Raw genomic sequence first — 16,319 nt, 5'->3', positions numbered from 1 at the left:
TATTTTTCATAACTGTTCCGTATTTTCACAGTTACATTTTCTGCATCAGTCACCGAAGCTGATGCCGATTCTCTTGGCATCTTTGATCTCCTGTGCATCCGGTGTTACCACTTTCAGTTTTCCTGCACACTCTTCCAGCGGCACTTTTTTGGTCTTTCCGTTGACCAGACCTACCATGTAGCCGTACTCATCGTTCAGGATCAGTTTTGCTGCCGCAGAACCAAGTCTTGTGGACAGTACACGGTCGTATGGACACGGGCTTCCACCTCTCTGGGTATGTCCCGGAACCGTTACACGTATCTCCATACCGGTGCGGTCTTCGATCTCTTTTGCCACTTTATAGGAAACGGACGGGTAAAGTTTCTTATCTTCTTCCATTTTCTTTTTCAGTTCTTTTTTGCCAAGCTGCGCGTCCTCTTTGGAGATCGCACCTTCTGCTACTGCCAGAATCGTAAATCCGCTTCCGTTTCTCTTTCTTCTCTCGATGGCCTCCACTACTTTGTCGATATTATACGGAATCTCCGGAATCAGAATAACGTCTGCACCGCTGGCAATTCCTGCGTACAGAGTCAGCCAGCCTACCTTATGTCCCATAACTTCCACGATAAATACACGGTTGTGGGAGGATGCGGTTGTATGGATGCAGTCGATCGCTTCTGTCGCGATATTCACTGCGCTGTAGAAACCGAAGGTCATGTCTGTACCCCAGATATCGTTATCGATCGTCTTTGGCAGGTGGATGATATTCAGTCCTTCTTCTCTTAACAGGTTGGCGGTCTTCTGGGTTCCGTTACCGCCAAGGATTACCAGGCAGTCCAGATTCAGTTTATGATAGTTCTGTTTCATCGCTTCTACTTTGTCCAGTCCGTTGGCATCCGGGGTACGCATCAGTTTGAATGGCTGACGGGATGTACCGAGGATCGTGCCGCCGCGGGTCAGAATACCGGAAAAATCTTTTGCTGTCAGCATTCGATAATCTCCGTAGATCAGACCTTTATATCCGTTCATGAATCCATAGACTTCCAGGTCATCGATATTGTGGGAAAGTCCTTTTACTACGCCTCGCATGGTCGCGTTCAGAGCCTGGCAGTCTCCGCCGCTTGTCAGTAAACCAATTCTCTTCATACCTTTTTTCCGTCCTTCTTTTCAGATTTTTGCAGCCGGTTTTCACTGCTCCGGTTACAAATTCTTCCTACAGATCGCCGCACTGTTTTCCGGTGCCGGGCATCTGTATCTTTTCGTAACTGTTCAGTCCCTTCACAGTTACGAGACAAAATGCATTTAAAATCACCTTCGGTGATGGCATTTTTGCTTGTATGTCTCGGGATTTTAGCATATTCATGCCAAAACACCTCGCGGGATACTACCTACTGAATAGTTACGTTTTTTTACAATATCATCTGGTTATTATTATAGCCCATTTTCGCCACTCTCACAAGTAAATATCACGATTCAGATTGACAAATTAAAAAAAACACGATATACTGAATCCTGCGCAGCCGGGGAGTTAGCGGTGCCCTGTACCTGCAATCCGCTACAGCAGGGGTGATACCAAACTGAGGGCTTTTCTTTGCAGAGCTGCCTTCTGTAAGTGGCGTTGACGTCTGGGTCTTACGCAACAGGAATCTGTGAACCGTGTCAGGTCAGGAATGGAGCAGCACTAAGCAGAACCTTCTGTGTGCCGTAAGGGTGCCTGGGCCGAGTTAACTGCAGGAGTAACGTCTGTGGAGGGAGTTCGAAGGGCGGTGCGCTTTTAAAGTTTGAAAAATAGCCAACGGGGGGGGACGCCCGGAGGGAGATACATAAGGGAAGGGACAGCAGTGCGCAGAGCGATTTTAAGCTATGTGCTAACTCCGACTATGATTCACGAGTGCCAGCTGGCACTCGCGAAAGTCTACGTAAGCACAGGATCTTAAAACTCGCTCTACCCGCGCACAAAATGCTGTCCCTTCCCTTATGTATCTCCCTCCGGGCTGGGTGTTGGCTATTTTTGTAAGGGTTGGATGTCTGACGGGAGGTTTTCCAAGACACTTGTATTTGTCGTTAAAATCAGTCCACCGGACCAATTATTGATATGCACTGCAACGTAAAAAGGCTGCGAAGTATATTTTTTTCAAAATGTAACTGTTCAGTACCCTCACAGTTACGAGTCAAAATGCATTTCAAATCACCTTCGGTGATGGCATTTTGACTTGTATGTCTCGGGATTTTGGCAAAAACATGCCAAAACACCTCGCGGGATACTACCTTTTGAATAGTTACTTCAAAATAAACTTCGCAGCCTTCTTCTGTTGCATTGGTTACGGAGATGGAGAGATTTGAACTCTCGCGCCGGTTGCCCGACCTACCGCATTTCGAGTGCGGACCCTTCAGCCACTTGGGTACATCTCCATGGTGTTACGAATCAGCAGATTCGCTATTCATTATACTTCCTTGTTTTTCTTCCGTCAATACCCGTTTTTGCCGCTTCTTAATTTCACGCAGTTCTTTGAAGAATCCACTGAGCATCTGGGAGCACTCTTCCTGTAAAACGCCACGGGTAACCTCTACCTGATGATTGAACTGTTCCATCTCCAGAAGGTTCAGAATCGATCCGGCGCATCCCGCTTTCGGGTTCATGCTTCCGATCACCACCCGGCTAACTCTCGCCTGGACAATAGCTCCGGCGCACATCTGGCACGGCTCCAGGGTGATATACATCGTACATCCTTCCAGCCTCCAGTCGCCCAGCTTTTTACTTGCCTTTCGGATCGCATTCATCTCCGCATGGGAAATCGTATTTTTATCCGTATTTCTCCGGTTGTATCCTCTTGCAATAATCTTTCCTTCATAAACGATCACACACCCGATCGGCACTTCCATCAGCGCACCTGCTTTTCGTGCCTGTCGGATCGCCTCCCGCATAAACCGTTCATCTGTTTTCTTTTCATCTATCATGCTTCCGCTTCCTGTCATCATATCTTTTTTCTTCTTTGCATATGCTACCATAGAATACCTCAAAAAGGAAGTGTCCATTTTGTCTGCATACAAACGTTTTGTCTCTTACCTTTACGAATACGACCGTCAGAAAAAGGGGAAAAACCGCGGATTTGTCCGCGTTGAGATCCGGGATCACCAGTGCCGTCTGGAACTTCACATGACTCTTCCCTCCTGCCCGTTTATTCCTGTCTTCCGCGCCTACGCATTTGTCACCCGTCCCGACACACTGCACGGTCTGTTTCTCGGCAATCCCGCCTGGAAACAGGGTGATGTGTACGGTCAGTTCCAGATTCCCGACACCAATATCTGCAACACCAGCTGGAATCTCGACGATATCGACGGTCTCATCGTCGTCTGTGATACCGGGCAGCGTTACGCCACCTGCTGGAGCGACTGCAGGATTTCCCCGGAAGATCTCCTTTTGCCGGAATCTGTGCCGCTTCTCCGGGCAGCCTCGCTGGAACAGCCGGAATCCGTAGAGCCAGACACCGCCGACACGCGTTCTGATCCGGAGCCTGCATCGGATTCCTCCCGTTCTTCCACCCCTGCACCTGCACGTGCACAGACTCCCGCATTTTCCTGGAAACGACTGACGGAGAGTTATCCACAGGTCACACCGTTTTTCGATGAGGAAATCCACAACTGCCTGCAATTATCCCCGAAAGACCTTTCCCATCTTGGCTCCTTTGGGATTTCCTGCGGCAACAACCAGTTTTTTCTCTACGGCAGCCACGCTTTCCAGCATTTTCTTCTCGGGAAAATGGAACATGACGATACCGTCTGTTACGTTCTGGCTGTTCCGGGCATCTATGAGGAGCGGGAACGTCTGCTCGCCAATCTGTTCGGTTTTCCTTACTTTAAATCCGCCCGCGCCAAAGACGCACAGCCGGGGCATTTTGGTTACTGGTACCGGACGATCCACACCGAACCGCGAAATTCCGAGCCTATATCCCCCGAATCTCCACCTGCGGAATCGTTTTCTGAAGAATCTGCTGAAAATTCTCCAGCTGCTCGCGCGAGTAGGACGTAAATACCGGACGGATCACCTGCTCCGACTCCTTATAGTTTTGCAGAAAATACCGCCGGCTCCCGGAAAGCCACTGCCCGATGGCTTCGATATCTTCCCGTTTGTGAAGTTCCTTCACAACTGTGGTTCGGAATTCATAGTCCACCACACCCGATTTCAGATATTCCACCGTACGGGTGATGCTTTCCAGATCCGGATGGCGGATGCCGGCGGTCTCTGCATATTTTTCCGGGCTGTTTTTGATGTCCATTGCCACATAATCCACCAGCCCCGCATCAACCAGTTCCCTGACCAGCGCCGGGCGGGTTCCGTTCGTATCCAGTTTGACCGGATACCCCAGCTCTTTGATCTGTGCCAGAAGTTCGGTCAGTCCCGAATCCAGCGTCGGTTCCCCGCCGGTCACACAGACGCCGTCCAGGATTCCCTTTCTTTTTCTGAGCACTTTCAGAACTTCCTCCGCCTCAATCAGCGGCTCACTCTCCGGTGCCAGCACCAGACCGGCATTGTGGCAGAACGGACACCGGAAATTACAGGAGCCGAGAAAAATGGTAGCTGCCAGCCGTCCCGGGTAATCCAGCAACGTCAGTTTGTTAAATCCGTGTATTTTCGCCATACGCTACCTTACGAAGCAAAAAATGTTTCGATTTCCTTTCTGGATGCCTGCACGGAACCCTGTACGAAAAATGGCTTTCCGCCGCCCCGTCCCTGTAATTTCTGGTTCATTTCTTTTACAAATTCACGGAGATCTCCATCTTTTTCTCCGATGATATAACGATAGCCGTTTTCGTCATTGCCATTAAACACTGCGCAGCGGCCGCCACAGCTTTCCATCACATCCGAAGCCAGCTTTCTTACGCTGTCTGGTGACATATCTTCCTCGAACAACAGCTGATCGCCGCATCCTGCGGTCTGTGCTGCGATCGTCTCGATCTTTTTCAGTTCCATTCCTACCATGCGGAACTTTAACTGCTGATATTCTTTCTGTAATTTTTCCACTGCATCTGCGGTATCGTTCCATTTTGCGGACAACAGCTGGGAAATCCTTCGGTTCTGTTCTTTTAACTGATTGGTATACTCCAATGCCCGTTTTCCGCAGAGCATCTCAATACGCATACCGCCCTTGAACTTCTGCGCAGATACCAGGGTAATCTGTCCGATCTCTCCGGAAAAGTCCACATGGACACCACAGCAGGCACAGATATCCATACCCGGCCAGGTTACGATCCGCACATCACCGGTCAGCTCTTTCTTACTTCTGTAAGGCAGTGTCTTCCGTTCTTCCTCTGACGGATGGGTGATCTCAACCGGATGATTCTCCCACACATACTGATTTGCCTTTGCCTCGATCTCTTTCAGCACCGCTTCCGGCACTTCGCCGTCCACATCCAGCGTGATCGTCTCGCTTCCCATGTGAAATCCTACGTTGTTATAGCCGTATTTTTCGTGGATCAGTCCGCTGATCAGGTGCTCACCGGAGTGCTGCTGCATCAGGTCAAATCTGCGCTCCCAGTCGATCTTACAGTTCACTTCTGTTCCCTCAGGGATCGCTTCCCGTGTCCGATGCCAGATTTCTCCGTCTTTTTCCTGTACATCGGTAACTTCCACCTGGTTCATGGTTCCGATGTCACATGGCTGTCCGCCCCCTTCCGGGTAAAATACAGTCTGATCCAGAAGGATCTCATATCCTTTCTTCACCTCTCTGCACTCCAGCACTTTCGCCTGGCAGGTGGTCTGGTGGGAATCTTTATAAAATAAACGTTCTGTTCTCATATGCATGTCCTCTTTCTGTCTCTTCTACAGTATTTTTCTTTCTGCATCATCATAGTACGAAATTCACAAACTTGCAAGATTCCTGTTCACTTCGTACCCGGTAACACGCTTCGGGGGGATTATCAGAGAACGGTAACTGCATTTTGCGTTCTGTGTGACCATGTCACAGACGATTTCTTTGCTTTTTTCTCCATTTTTGCCTATACTGACAGTAAACAACGAACAGGAATCACGATTCCTACAAGGAGGTAATCTTTATGCAGGATGTTGTCATCATCGGCAGCGGACCGGCTGGTCTGTCCGCCGCTCTTTATATTCTCCGGGGTGGATTTTCCACTACCGTCATTGGAAAAGATAACGGTGCTCTGGAAAAAGCAGAAAAAATTGAAAATTATTTCGGACTGGATCATCCCCTCTCCGGTCATGAACTGATTGAAAACGGAAGAAAACAGGTACAGGATCTCGGCGGTACGCTTTTGCAGGATGAGGTAGTTGGGATCAGCTGGAACGGCAACTATCTGGTTTCTACCGCTTCCACGCAGATCGAAGCCCGCGCCATCATTCTCACCACCGGAACTTCCCGAAAAACATTGAAAATCAAGAATCTCGCCAAACTCGAGGGGCATGGTGTCAGCTACTGTGCCGTCTGTGATGCTTTTCTCTACCGCGGCGAATCTGTCGCCGTCCTTGGAAATGGCGAGTACGCCCTCCATGAAGTCCAGGAACTTCTTCCGGTTGTCGGCTCCGTCACACTGCTGACCAATGGACTGGAACCTTCGGTTGACTTTCCACCGAAAGTTACGATCATCCAGACACCGGTTCTGGAACTTGTCGGCACAGATGCACTGGAGGCTGTCTGTCTGGAAGACGGCACGCAGCTTCACCCGGCATGCCTTTTCATGGCGCTCGGCACTGCAAAGGGTAGCGATCTCGCACGGAAACTTGGTATCCGGCTTGAGGATGAGCGGATCATCGTCAACGAACAGATGGATACCGGTCTCCCTGGCGTCTTCGCCGCAGGGGACTGTATCGGCGGGATCCTGCAGGTTTCTGTTGCAGTCGGTGAAGGAGCGAAGGCCGCGCTTTCCTGTATCAAATATCTGCGGTCTTAATTTTGATTATCGCGGCAGTCGTCAAGGTCTCGTGCAAGCACGGACTTTGACTCGTTGCCCGCATAAAATAAGTGGCAGAATATCGATATGCAAAGTCCGATATTCTGTCACTCATTTTCTTTTACAATATTTCTACAGTGCAAAAACTGCCGCATCCGAATCACTTCGGATAGCGGCAGTTCTTTTATCGTTTGAACACTTTATATTTTTTAATTATTTCTGAGGACCAGCTGCTACCAGAGCTTTACCGGCTTCATTTCCTTCGTATTTAGCGAAGTTCTTGATGAATCTGTCAGCCAGGTCTTTCGCTTTTTCTTCCCACTGAGAAGCATCTGCGTAAGTATCGCGAGGATCCAGGATTCCGCTGTCTACGCCCGGCAGTTCTGTCGGAACTTCAAAGTTGAAGTAAGGAATAGTCTTTGTAGGAGCTGTTTTGATATCTCCGCTCAGGATAGCATCGATGATACCACGGGTATCTTTGATGGAGATACGTTTTCCGGTACCGTTCCAACCTGTGTTAACCAGGTATGCTTTTGCACCGCTCTTTTCCATTTTCTTAACCAGCTCTTCTGCATATTTTGTAGGATGCAGTTCCAGGAATGCCTGGCCGAAGCAAGCAGAGAAAGTAGGAGTCGGTTCTGTAATTCCACGTTCTGTACCAGCCAGTTTAGCTGTGAAACCAGACAGGAAGTAATACTGTGTCTGAGCTTCTGTCAGGATAGATACTGGAGGCAGTACGCCGAATGCATCTGCGGACAGGAAGATTACGTTCTTAGCTGCCGGAGCTGCGGAAATCGGGCGAACGATTTTTTCAATATGATCGATCGGGTAAGATACACGGGTGTTCTCTGTTACGCTCTTATCAGCGAAGTCGATTTTTCCGTTCTCATCCAGAGTAACGTTCTCTAACAGTGCGTTACGTCTGATTGCGTTGTAGATGTCTGGTTCAGATTCAGCATCCAGGTTGATAACTTTTGCGTAGCATCCACCTTCGAAGTTGAATACGCCGTTGTCATCCCAGCCGTGCTCGTCATCACCGATCAGCAGACGTTTCGGGTCTGTAGACAGTGTAGTTTTACCTGTTCCGGACAGACCGAAGAAGATTGCTGTGTTTTCGCCGTTCATGTCTGTGTTTGCGGAGCAGTGCATGGAAGCGATGCCTTTCAGTGGCAGATAGTAGTTCATCATAGAGAACATACCTTTTTTCATTTCTCCGCCGTACCATGTATTTACGATAACCTGCTCACGGCTTGTGATGTTGAACATAACAGCTGTTTCAGAGTTCAGACCCAGCTCTTTGTAATTTTCAACTTTTGCTTTGGAAGCGTTGTATACGATGAAATCCGGTTCGAAGTCTTTCAGTTCTTCTTCTGTAGGTTTGATGAACATGTTAGTTACGAAATGTGCCTGCCATGCTACTTCTACGATGAAACGGATAGCCATACGGGTGTCTTTGTTTGCACCACAGAATGCATCTACAACGAACAGTCTCTTGTTGGACAGTTCTTTCAGAGCCAGCTCTTTTACTGCGCTCCATGCTTCCTGTGTTGCCGGGTGGTTATCGTTCTTATATTCGTCAGAAGTCCACCAAACAGTATCTTTGGAGTTTTCGTCCATTACGATGAACTTATCTTTAGGAGAACGTCCGGTGTAAACACCAGTCATAACGTTAACTGCTCCCAGTTCACTTTCCCGTCCTTTTTCAAAACCTTCCAGTGTAGATTTTGTTTCTTCTTCAAATAACATTTCATAAGAAGGATTGTAAACAACCTCTGTAGTTCCGGTAATGCCATACTTACTTAAATTAATTTCTGCCATTTTACATTAACCTCTTTCTTTCATAATATGATAACCTCCTGCAAATGCAGGTTTCTGGTATCCCTCAAAGACAGCCGCCCATAGCAACTCTCTTTATCCCTAATTATACATATTTGCGACACAAAATCAATAAAAATTCTTTGAAATTTTTGAAAAGACTAGCTAAAAACTAGGATTTCCAGTTTCCTTTGATTTATCCCGCAAATCGAAGTTCCGATATGATAATATCAGGACCGTAATCTCTTCCGGTCCTGATATTATCTTTTGTAAACAGTTTCCCCTGCTTTTTTCGAAAGCAATTACTTGATTGCAGCTGTCTCGATAATGAATTTTACGCTGCCGTCTGCATCTTTCTTCCAGCCGTCGAATGCGGTGTAGTCTTTGTCGGCTTCTGTCACCGCGTCCAGACGATCCATCAGGGCAGTCAGGTTATCTCCTGCCAGATCTGAGATCTTCTGGATACCTTCCTCGTCAAATTCCTCCATACCGTCTGCAAGTTCTGTGGAGCCGTCTGCAAGTTTCGTGGTTCCTTCTTTTAATTTTTTGCCGCCGTCTGCCAGCTGACTGGTTCCGGATTTCAGCTGTGCGGCGCCATCTGCAAGTTTCTGGATACCTGCGCTTAACGTATTTCCACCGGACTGTAAAGCTTTGCCGCCGACGATCAGGGCGCTGCTTCCTGCTACCAGTTTTGCTGTTCCGTCTTTCAGGGTGCTGTTGTTTGCGATCAGGGTGTCCGATCCTTTTTTCAGGGTTTCGGTTCCCTGTGTCAGGGATGCGGATCCCTGTGCCAGCTGTGTGACACCGTCACTGAGGGCAGATGCGCCGGATGCCAGGGTGGTCAGTCCGCTGTTCAGAGATTTCGTTCCCTCTGCCAGAGCTGCTGCTCCGGTATTCAGCGTGGTATCATTGGCAGTCAGTGTATCACTGGCTTCCTTCAGCTGATTTACAGCTCCCAGCATGGTCTGTGTCATTGTTGAGAATGTCGTCAGCGGTTCTACGGCATCGCCAAGTGCTGCCGCACTCTTGGCAAGATTTGCGGTTCCTATTGCCACGGTGTCTGCTCCGTTTTTCAATGACTGCATCTGTTTTTCGGTTTCTGTCATACTGACACCGGCAAGACCGGATTCTACTTTCTTCAGGTTCTCCTGAACACCTGCAAGTGTGGTCTTTGTCTCCTGGCTGATGGAAGTGCTTACCTTGGATGCATCCACCTGGACGCTGACTTCCGGACTGGTCTGTACGCCCACATTGACCTGAATACCTGCCAGATTATTTAACACTGCCTGTCTTGTGGCTTCATCCACACCTGCAGCTTTCAGAGCAGCTTCCACATTGGCTCTCTGCTTTTCTGTTGCCTGTGTGCTGGCTGCTTCATTTACTTTTTCATTTTCTGCTGCCACTGCCTCTTTTGCTTTTGTCGTTGCCTCTGCGCTGGCTGCTTCACTTGCTTTTGTCACATCTGTTACAACCTGTGGTGCTGATACAGCGCTCTGTGCTGCCGATACGGCTGCTTTGGTTCCGGTCACTGCTCCGCTGAGTGCTGTCACGGCATCGTTCAGTTTCGAAGCACTGGCTGCTGCCTGATCTGCTCCTGCCTGCAGCGCTGCTGCTCCTGCGCTCAGTTTCTTGCATCCGTCCATGAGTCCGCTTACCGCACCCGGAAGTTCTCCGACATTGCCGAGTTTGTCTTCCATCGTATCATATAATGTATGGATTCCTGCACCCAGCTGCTCTGCTCCGCCGGTGTAAGCCACCAGACCGGACTGCAGACTGGCTGCTCCGCTCTCCAACTGTTTTCCGCCCTCGGAAAGCTGCGCAACACCTGCGGTAAGCGTTGCTTTCTTCTCATTTAACTGGCTGATTCCTGCATTTAACTGTTTCGCACCGCTGTTGACCTGTGCGATACCGGCGTTCAGCTGCTCGGTTCCGTCGGTGTAGGATTTTACACCACTCTGTAAACTTCCTGCGCCGCTTCCCAGGCTTTCCATGCCGGCTACCAGCTGATCGATACCGGAGATCAGGCTGCCTTTGCTGTTGTTCATCGTATCGATACCGTCTTTTAACTGTCCTGCACCGTCATCTGCGCTGTTCAGTCCGTCCACGAAGGTATCTGCGGAGCTGTCCAGTTCCTGGATGCCTTCCTGCAGCGCACGGCTTCCTTCTACCAGTGCGGTGGAGGATTCGGTCAGTTTATCGAGACTGTCCTGCAGATCATCCAGATCATCGATGTCATCCAGTCCCAGTTCTTTCAATGTACCGGTGGTTGCTACCGTAGCGGTCAGTGCCAGGGAGAAATCTTCCACATCTGCGGTGATCTCTACATAATCCGGGCTTTCTTTGTCCTTGAAGGAGTCCAGGTCACCCAGTTTCAGGCTGTCATACAGACCCGGGAAGCCGATGCCCAGAACGATGTTATTATTTCCATCGGAGATCACTTTACCGTTGGTTACTTCTACATTGGTAAAGGTATCCGTCGGAAGGATCATACCGGTTGCCATCATAAATGGTGTATAAATGGTCTCTTTCTTGCTGTTGATCTTCGCGGTCTGGGAAGAATTGTTGGTGTAATCGATACGGATCTTTACTTTTCCGCTCTTTCCTGCCAGATCTGCAGCACTGATTTCTTTGCCGTCCAGGAAGTAGGTCATTTTTACGGATACCGGGAGTTCCTTGCTGGTTTCTCCCTGATAGTAAATGTCATTTCCATCTGCTGCCCATACCAGTTTGCCGTCGCTTCCCTGGGTATAGCTTTCCTCACCCTTTACGTTGGTGATATTGTTCAGTTCGCTGTTATCTTCCACCGTGCTTTCTTTGTCTGCATTTTTCAGCCAGTTGCTTACGATCACTTTCTCTACATTTCCATTCTGATCGGCATTGACATAGACGGTCTGCTCTTTCTCCGGAGTCGCTGCGGCAACAGTCGTCACCGGAACGGTTACTGCCAGCATCGCTGCCATACCTGTCATCATTGCCTGTACATATTTTCTCTTCATAACGATCTCCTCCTAATGTTTCCGTCTGAAATTCAGACTCGTTTTACAAATAATTCCATCAAACAGCCAGAACATTGCCGGCAGGAATAATAATACTGCACACATACTGATCAGCGCGCCCCTTGCCATCAGCAGACACAGAGAACTGATCATATCGATCTGGGAATACATACCAACACCGAAAGTTGCGGCGAAGAAACTGAACGCCGATACCATGACCGGTCGGATGCTGGTCTTGTGCGCGATCTGGATCGCTTCTTTCTTGCTCTTTCCTCCTCCACGCTCCTTCTCGTAACGGCTGGTGATCAGAATCGCGTAATCGACGGTCGCGCCCAGCTGGATCGTTCCGATAACGATGGAAGCGATGAACGGAAGTTTGGTTCCCGTCAGGAACGGGATACCCATGTTGATAAAGATCGCACCCTCGATGACCATAACCAGGATCACCGGAAGGGAGATTGATTTAAATACAAAGAAAATAATAAAGAATACTGCCAGGATCGATACCGCGCTGACAACTGCAAAGTCGTGGTCGGTGATCTCGATCAGATCCTTCGTACACGGTGCTTCCCCTACCAGCATACCGGTCGGATCGTACTGTTTCAGGATCGTGTTGATCTCACTCAGCTGACTGTTGACCTCATCGGATGCTACCGCGTATTCGTTCATGATCAGCATCAGTTCGTAGTTATCACTCTCCAGGATTTCTTTCACATCGTCCGGGATCATACTCTCCGGAAATGCCGGTCCGATGATGCTCTCCAGACCGAGTACCTGTTTCACGCCGTCTACTTTTTCGATATCGGCGATCATGTTGTATTTCTGTTTGGCATCCAGATCCTTATCCAGCAGGATCATATGTGCTGCACCCATATCGTATTCTTCGGACAGTTTAGTATTTGCCTGCACACTCGGCAGATTATCCGGAAGGCTGGCATCCAGGTTGTAGTACACGCTTGCATGTGCCTGGAAATAAGCAAATGGAATAAATAATACCACAAACAAGACTGCAAAAATCACATGGTGTTTTACCACAAAATCAGAAATCTTCGGAAAATCCGGGATCAGCTGACGGTGTTTCGTTTTCTCCAGTGCATTGTCGAAGATCATGATCATCGACGGAAGTACGGTAACACAGCAGATCACGCCGAAGACAACACCTTTTGTCATGACGATACCAAGGTCAAGACCCAGGGTAAAACTCATAAAGCACAGCGCGATAAATCCGGCGATCGTTGTGATCGAGCTTCCGACTACGGATTTGATCGTAGCTGCGATTGCCTTTGCCATCGCCTCTTTATGATCCTCTTCGCCTTTTTCTCTCTGTTCCTGATAGCTGTGCCACAGGAAGATCGAGTAGTCCATCGTAACACCCAGCTGAAGGACTGCACTCAGCGCTTTCGTGATGTAGGAAATCTGTCCCATGAAAATATTACTTCCCATGTTATAGATGATCGCCATACCGATACTCAACAGGAAAAATACCGGGATCAGATAAGATTCCATCGTCAGTGCCAGAATGATACAGGAGAGGACAACCGCGATCAGTACATAGATCGCAACCTCGGACTCTGCCAGGTTCTTGGTGTCGGTAACGATAGCTGACATACCGCTTAAGAAACACTGTTTTCCTGCCAGTGCACGGATGTCCTCGATCGCATCCATCGTCTCATCGGCGGATGTTGTCGTATCAAAGATGATAAACATCATCGTGGAATCGTCCGCATTAAAGGCGTCCCGGATATCCTCCGGCAGCATCTCCATCGGGATACTGATGTCTGCGAAACTGTCATACCAGACAACCTTGCTGACATGTTCCACATCTTCAATCTGTTCTTTTAACTTCGCCACATCTTTGTTTTCCATGCCCTCACAGATAAACATCGAATAGGCTCCTGTTCCAAATTCATCTACCAGGATATCCTGACCCTGCATCGTCTCGATGGAATCCGGCAGATAATAAAGTACGTCGTAATTGACTCTTGTGTTGATATATCCAAAGACGGATGGAATCAGCAACAATAATCCGATGATAAATATCGGAATTCGAAACCTGACGATCTTCCTTCCCAGCTCCTCCATATCATGTTCCTCCCTTACCTTCTCTTATAATTTTCCGTTGGTCTTTTTCACTGACCTTTGGTCATTTATTGTTATACTCTATAAATGACTTTTAGTCAATATTTATCAGGCAAAAGGTTGACCAAAAGTCATTTTGTATTTTATGCAACTTACCGAAAATAAAAAAATGACCAATTTTCATTTGACTTTTTTGTAGATATTTACTTATAATATGGGAAACATAAGGATTTTATATTTCAGCGGGCATAATCCTGAACATGTTACACATGCTTTCGGAACACGCCTCGCTTATGCAAAGCACACGCAGAAAGGGGGCTGATCCCGGTATGGGAAAAGTCGATCACAACAAACAACAAAAAAGGGAATCCCTGCTGGATTCCGCTTTTTCTCTCTTTATAGACAATGGATTCAATAAGACTTCGATTTCTGATATCGTAAAAAACGCCGGTGTGGCAAAAGGAACTTTTTATCTGTATTTCAAAGACAAATACGATATCCGCAATCACCTGATCGCTCACAAAGCCAGTCAGGTCTTTCAGAATTCCTATCTCAAACTGCAAAAACATACAGAGATCCGGGATTTTGAAGATCAGGTAATCTTTATTATGGATGATATTCTGGATCAGCTGGCATCCAACCTGAACCTGGTACGGCTTTTGTCCAAGCATCTGAGCTGGGGATTTTTCAAGAATTCTCTGTTCTTCACACCGAGTGAGGACACCCCGTCAATCCATACCATCTACGATAAGATGCTGCAAAATGCTAATCATACCTATCATTCCCCGGAGCTTATGATGTATCTGATCCTCGAACTTGTCAACGGAACCAGCTACAACGCGATCCTCTACCAGCAGCCAGTAGGTCTTGAAGAACTCAAACCGCATCTGCACCAGGCAGTACGCGGGATCTTCGATCAGTACCGGACGGATGAGACTGCGGGCGATTCGAAACATTAAAAAACAGTGGCAAAGACCATTTTTCAGGTCTTTGCCACTGTTTTTTCGTATTTGGATAAAATATAAACACAGCCATCACAGGGAACTTCGGCGGATGCGGTTGCCTCAGGTTCCTCTGCAATGGCTGTAACCCTTACTGCACTGCTTTTATGAAAGACAAATTAGTTGGGGAGTAAGGGTATAAAACCACCTGCCCAGGAGTTTTGGAAACACGGTTGGGTGTTTGGGGGCTCCTGAAGGGAGGGGATTTTATCGAAGATTATAAACTGATGCTAGCACTGTAACCAACTAAATTCTCAGAAAACCCATTATATCCTGTTGCCATTGCGCTAGCTTTGCAACGATATCTACCTGATCCCAGACCAGAAATAGTATAACTTTTATGTGCACTAGATGTGTCATATGCTGTAGCTGTTTTTGATGCAATATCAACCCATTTACTACCATTCCATTTTTGTAGTATGTAAATGACTGTTATTGATTTAACCTTTTCGCCGCAAATAGCTTGTGCACGAATACTAACCTGCGTCGCACTTACTTTAACAATCGAAGTAACAACATCTGCAAGATATAAAGTATATGGACTAATCTCAATATCATTTAGCGAACTATCTGGAACCCAATCTTGTTCCTCTACCATTTGATACTGCTGCTGTTCATTCTCTTGATCTGCTGCAAAAATTATTGTTGCCTGTGCTAACATCAAAATACCACTTAATAATATTGCAATATATTTTTTCATTTTTCACCTCGTCTAATGATATTCTATATCCGATATAATATTCTCGAACTCCTCTACTGGTAAATTCGATACAACCACCAATGTTTTATTATTATACATTATATTACACTTTAAACTATCATCTCTCGCACTTCTATATATATCTGTTTCCATTTCCAGATTCTTCAAATATATAGTTGTCTCTTTATGCTCATTGACAGTTCCATTTCCGGTCTCATCCACTTGCATTTGTTCATTTACATATAAATACTCACCTGTATCTTTTAATTCTATCCGATAGGTAAAATTCCTATGTAATTTACTATAAAATGCATTTTCAACTGTATATGGCTCTGTAATATCTTTTATAATAAATATTGGAGCTTTTGTTTCTTGTTTTACTTGAGTATACAGTTCATCTAAACTTTCACATGTAAAATTCAAATCATTTTCATCCTCTGAAATTACATACTCTTCATCTTCTTCAACGTTTCCATATGTACTGTATTGGTACTCGCCATCCTCAAACCCATTTTTCGTAGTCTTCCCAATATCATCCGCCTGCACCATCGAAGTCAGCTCCAGACGTTCTCCCACATGAACGGCTCCAATGCCAAGAATGATCGCTGCACATGCGCCAGCAAAAATGCGGTTGCGGATGCGTTCTTTGCGGTGTTCTGCCTGGTAGATGCGTTCGAAGTCTTCGTTCCAGCCTTCCGGCATCTGATATTGTTTCAGACCCTTGTCACGTTCCATTTCTTTTAAAATCTCAGGAAGATGTTCTCTGATCTGCTTGTATTCCGGACTGTCATATATTTTATCTTTTTTCTTCATCGAATATCCTTTCTCAGCTTCCTTACG

Annotated in this window: 12 protein-coding genes, 1 tRNA gene and 1 other RNA gene; 4 read left to right on the top strand and 10 right to left on the bottom strand. The window is 47.2% G+C overall.

Annotated features, from left to right (window positions below; translation table 11 throughout):
• Positions 1-45: 45 nt before the first annotated feature.
• Positions 46-1,125: a 6-phosphofructokinase gene (locus tag ETP43_RS01690; RefSeq protein ID WP_129256913.1), complete on the bottom strand. Its 1,080-nt coding sequence runs from the start codon at positions 1,123-1,125 to the stop codon at positions 46-48.
• Positions 1,126-1,491: 366 nt separating this feature from the next.
• On the opposite strand from ETP43_RS01690, the gene ffs reads away from it, so the two are divergent.
• Positions 1,492-1,753: signal recognition particle sRNA large type (ffs, locus tag ETP43_RS01685), an RNA gene on the top strand.
• A 550-nt stretch (positions 1,754-2,303) separates the two neighbouring features.
• Here ffs and ETP43_RS01680 read toward each other — a convergent pair.
• A tRNA-Ser gene (locus tag ETP43_RS01680) sits at positions 2,304-2,391 on the bottom strand.
• Positions 2,392-2,397: 6 nt separating this feature from the next.
• Complete coding sequence (gene tadA / locus ETP43_RS01675; protein ID WP_129259390.1) at positions 2,398-2,937, bottom strand: tRNA adenosine(34) deaminase TadA; 540 nt, start codon at positions 2,935-2,937, stop codon at positions 2,398-2,400.
• Positions 2,938-3,016: 79 nt separating this feature from the next.
• On the opposite strand from tadA, the gene ETP43_RS01670 reads away from it, so the two are divergent.
• Positions 3,017-4,009, top strand: a complete 993-nt coding sequence (locus ETP43_RS01670) for a hypothetical protein (protein ID WP_129256912.1) — start codon at positions 3,017-3,019, stop codon at positions 4,007-4,009.
• Here ETP43_RS01670 and ETP43_RS01665 read toward each other — a convergent pair.
• Positions 3,924-4,619, bottom strand: a complete 696-nt coding sequence (locus ETP43_RS01665; RefSeq protein ID WP_129256911.1) for an anaerobic ribonucleoside-triphosphate reductase activating protein — start codon at positions 4,617-4,619, stop codon at positions 3,924-3,926. The genes ETP43_RS01670 and ETP43_RS01665 overlap by 86 nt on opposite strands.
• Positions 4,620-4,627: 8 nt before the next feature.
• Positions 4,628-5,776, bottom strand: a complete 1,149-nt coding sequence (locus tag ETP43_RS01660) for an alanyl-tRNA editing protein (RefSeq protein WP_129256910.1) — start codon at positions 5,774-5,776, stop codon at positions 4,628-4,630.
• A gap of 257 nt (positions 5,777-6,033) precedes the next feature.
• Between ETP43_RS01660 and ETP43_RS01655 the strand changes: the two genes are divergently transcribed.
• The gene (locus ETP43_RS01655; protein ID WP_129256909.1) at positions 6,034-6,888 is read left to right on the top strand and encodes an NAD(P)/FAD-dependent oxidoreductase; all 855 of its coding nucleotides are present in this window, start codon (positions 6,034-6,036) and stop codon (positions 6,886-6,888) included.
• Positions 6,889-7,101: 213 nt separating this feature from the next.
• Here ETP43_RS01655 and pckA read toward each other — a convergent pair whose 3' ends face one another.
• From pckA to ETP43_RS01640, 3 genes are all read right to left on the bottom strand, one after another.
• Positions 7,102-8,706: a phosphoenolpyruvate carboxykinase (ATP) gene (gene pckA / locus ETP43_RS01650; RefSeq protein ID WP_129256908.1), complete on the bottom strand. Its 1,605-nt coding sequence runs from the start codon at positions 8,704-8,706 to the stop codon at positions 7,102-7,104.
• Between the two features lie 299 nt (positions 8,707-9,005).
• On the bottom strand, positions 9,006-11,699 hold the full coding sequence (locus ETP43_RS01645; RefSeq protein WP_129256907.1) for a hypothetical protein: 2,694 nt from the start codon (positions 11,697-11,699) through the stop codon (positions 9,006-9,008).
• A 12-nt stretch (positions 11,700-11,711) separates the two neighbouring features.
• Positions 11,712-13,781 carry an efflux RND transporter permease subunit gene (locus ETP43_RS01640; RefSeq protein WP_129256906.1) on the bottom strand — a complete coding sequence of 690 codons (2,070 nt, stop codon included), beginning with the start codon at positions 13,779-13,781 and terminating at the stop codon, positions 11,712-11,714.
• 326 nt (positions 13,782-14,107) lie between these two features.
• Here ETP43_RS01640 and ETP43_RS01635 point away from each other — a divergent pair, with 326 nt between their 5' ends.
• Positions 14,108-14,737 carry a TetR/AcrR family transcriptional regulator gene (locus tag ETP43_RS01635; RefSeq protein ID WP_129256905.1) on the top strand — a complete coding sequence of 210 codons (630 nt, stop codon included), beginning with the start codon at positions 14,108-14,110 and terminating at the stop codon, positions 14,735-14,737.
• Between the two features lie 259 nt (positions 14,738-14,996).
• Here the strand turns inward: ETP43_RS01635 and ETP43_RS01630 are convergent, their stop codons facing one another.
• Positions 14,997-15,479: a hypothetical protein gene (locus ETP43_RS01630; protein WP_129256904.1), complete on the bottom strand. Its 483-nt coding sequence runs from the start codon at positions 15,477-15,479 to the stop codon at positions 14,997-14,999.
• A 12-nt stretch (positions 15,480-15,491) separates the two neighbouring features.
• Complete coding sequence (locus tag ETP43_RS01625) at positions 15,492-16,292, bottom strand: hypothetical protein (protein WP_129256903.1); 801 nt, start codon at positions 16,290-16,292, stop codon at positions 15,492-15,494.
• Positions 16,293-16,319 lie beyond the last annotated feature (27 nt).

Origin of the sequence: Blautia faecicola (genome assembly GCF_004123145.1) — a bacterium.
Classification (GTDB): Bacteria; Bacillota; Clostridia; order Lachnospirales; family Lachnospiraceae; genus Oliverpabstia; species Oliverpabstia faecicola.
Note: the sequence above shows the minus strand (reverse complement) of the source record. Positions and strands in the feature narration are given on the sequence as shown.

Excerpts from the sequence above, each read along its gene's own strand:
- ETP43_RS01690 (WP_129256913.1), bottom strand. The coding sequence starts at position 1,125 with ATGAAGAGAATTGGTTTACTGACAAGCGGCGGAGACTGCCAGGCTCTG.
- tadA (WP_129259390.1), bottom strand. The coding sequence starts at position 2,937 with ATGATAGATGAAAAGAAAACAGATGAACGGTTTATGCGGGAGGCGATC.
- ETP43_RS01665 (WP_129256911.1), bottom strand. The coding sequence starts at position 4,619 with ATGGCGAAAATACACGGATTTAACAAACTGACGTTGCTGGATTACCCG.
- ETP43_RS01660 (WP_129256910.1), bottom strand. The coding sequence starts at position 5,776 with ATGAGAACAGAACGTTTATTTTATAAAGATTCCCACCAGACCACCTGC.
- ETP43_RS01655 (WP_129256909.1), top strand. The coding sequence starts at position 6,034 with ATGCAGGATGTTGTCATCATCGGCAGCGGACCGGCTGGTCTGTCCGCC.
- pckA (WP_129256908.1), bottom strand. The coding sequence starts at position 8,706 with ATGGCAGAAATTAATTTAAGTAAGTATGGCATTACCGGAACTACAGAG.
- ETP43_RS01645 (WP_129256907.1), bottom strand. The coding sequence starts at position 11,699 with ATGAAGAGAAAATATGTACAGGCAATGATGACAGGTATGGCAGCGATG.
- ETP43_RS01640 (WP_129256906.1), bottom strand. The coding sequence starts at position 13,781 with ATGGAGGAGCTGGGAAGGAAGATCGTCAGGTTTCGAATTCCGATATTT.
- ETP43_RS01635 (WP_129256905.1), top strand. The coding sequence starts at position 14,108 with ATGGGAAAAGTCGATCACAACAAACAACAAAAAAGGGAATCCCTGCTG.
- ETP43_RS01630 (WP_129256904.1), bottom strand. The coding sequence starts at position 15,479 with ATGAAAAAATATATTGCAATATTATTAAGTGGTATTTTGATGTTAGCA.
- ETP43_RS01625 (WP_129256903.1), bottom strand. The coding sequence starts at position 16,292 with ATGAAGAAAAAAGATAAAATATATGACAGTCCGGAATACAAGCAGATC.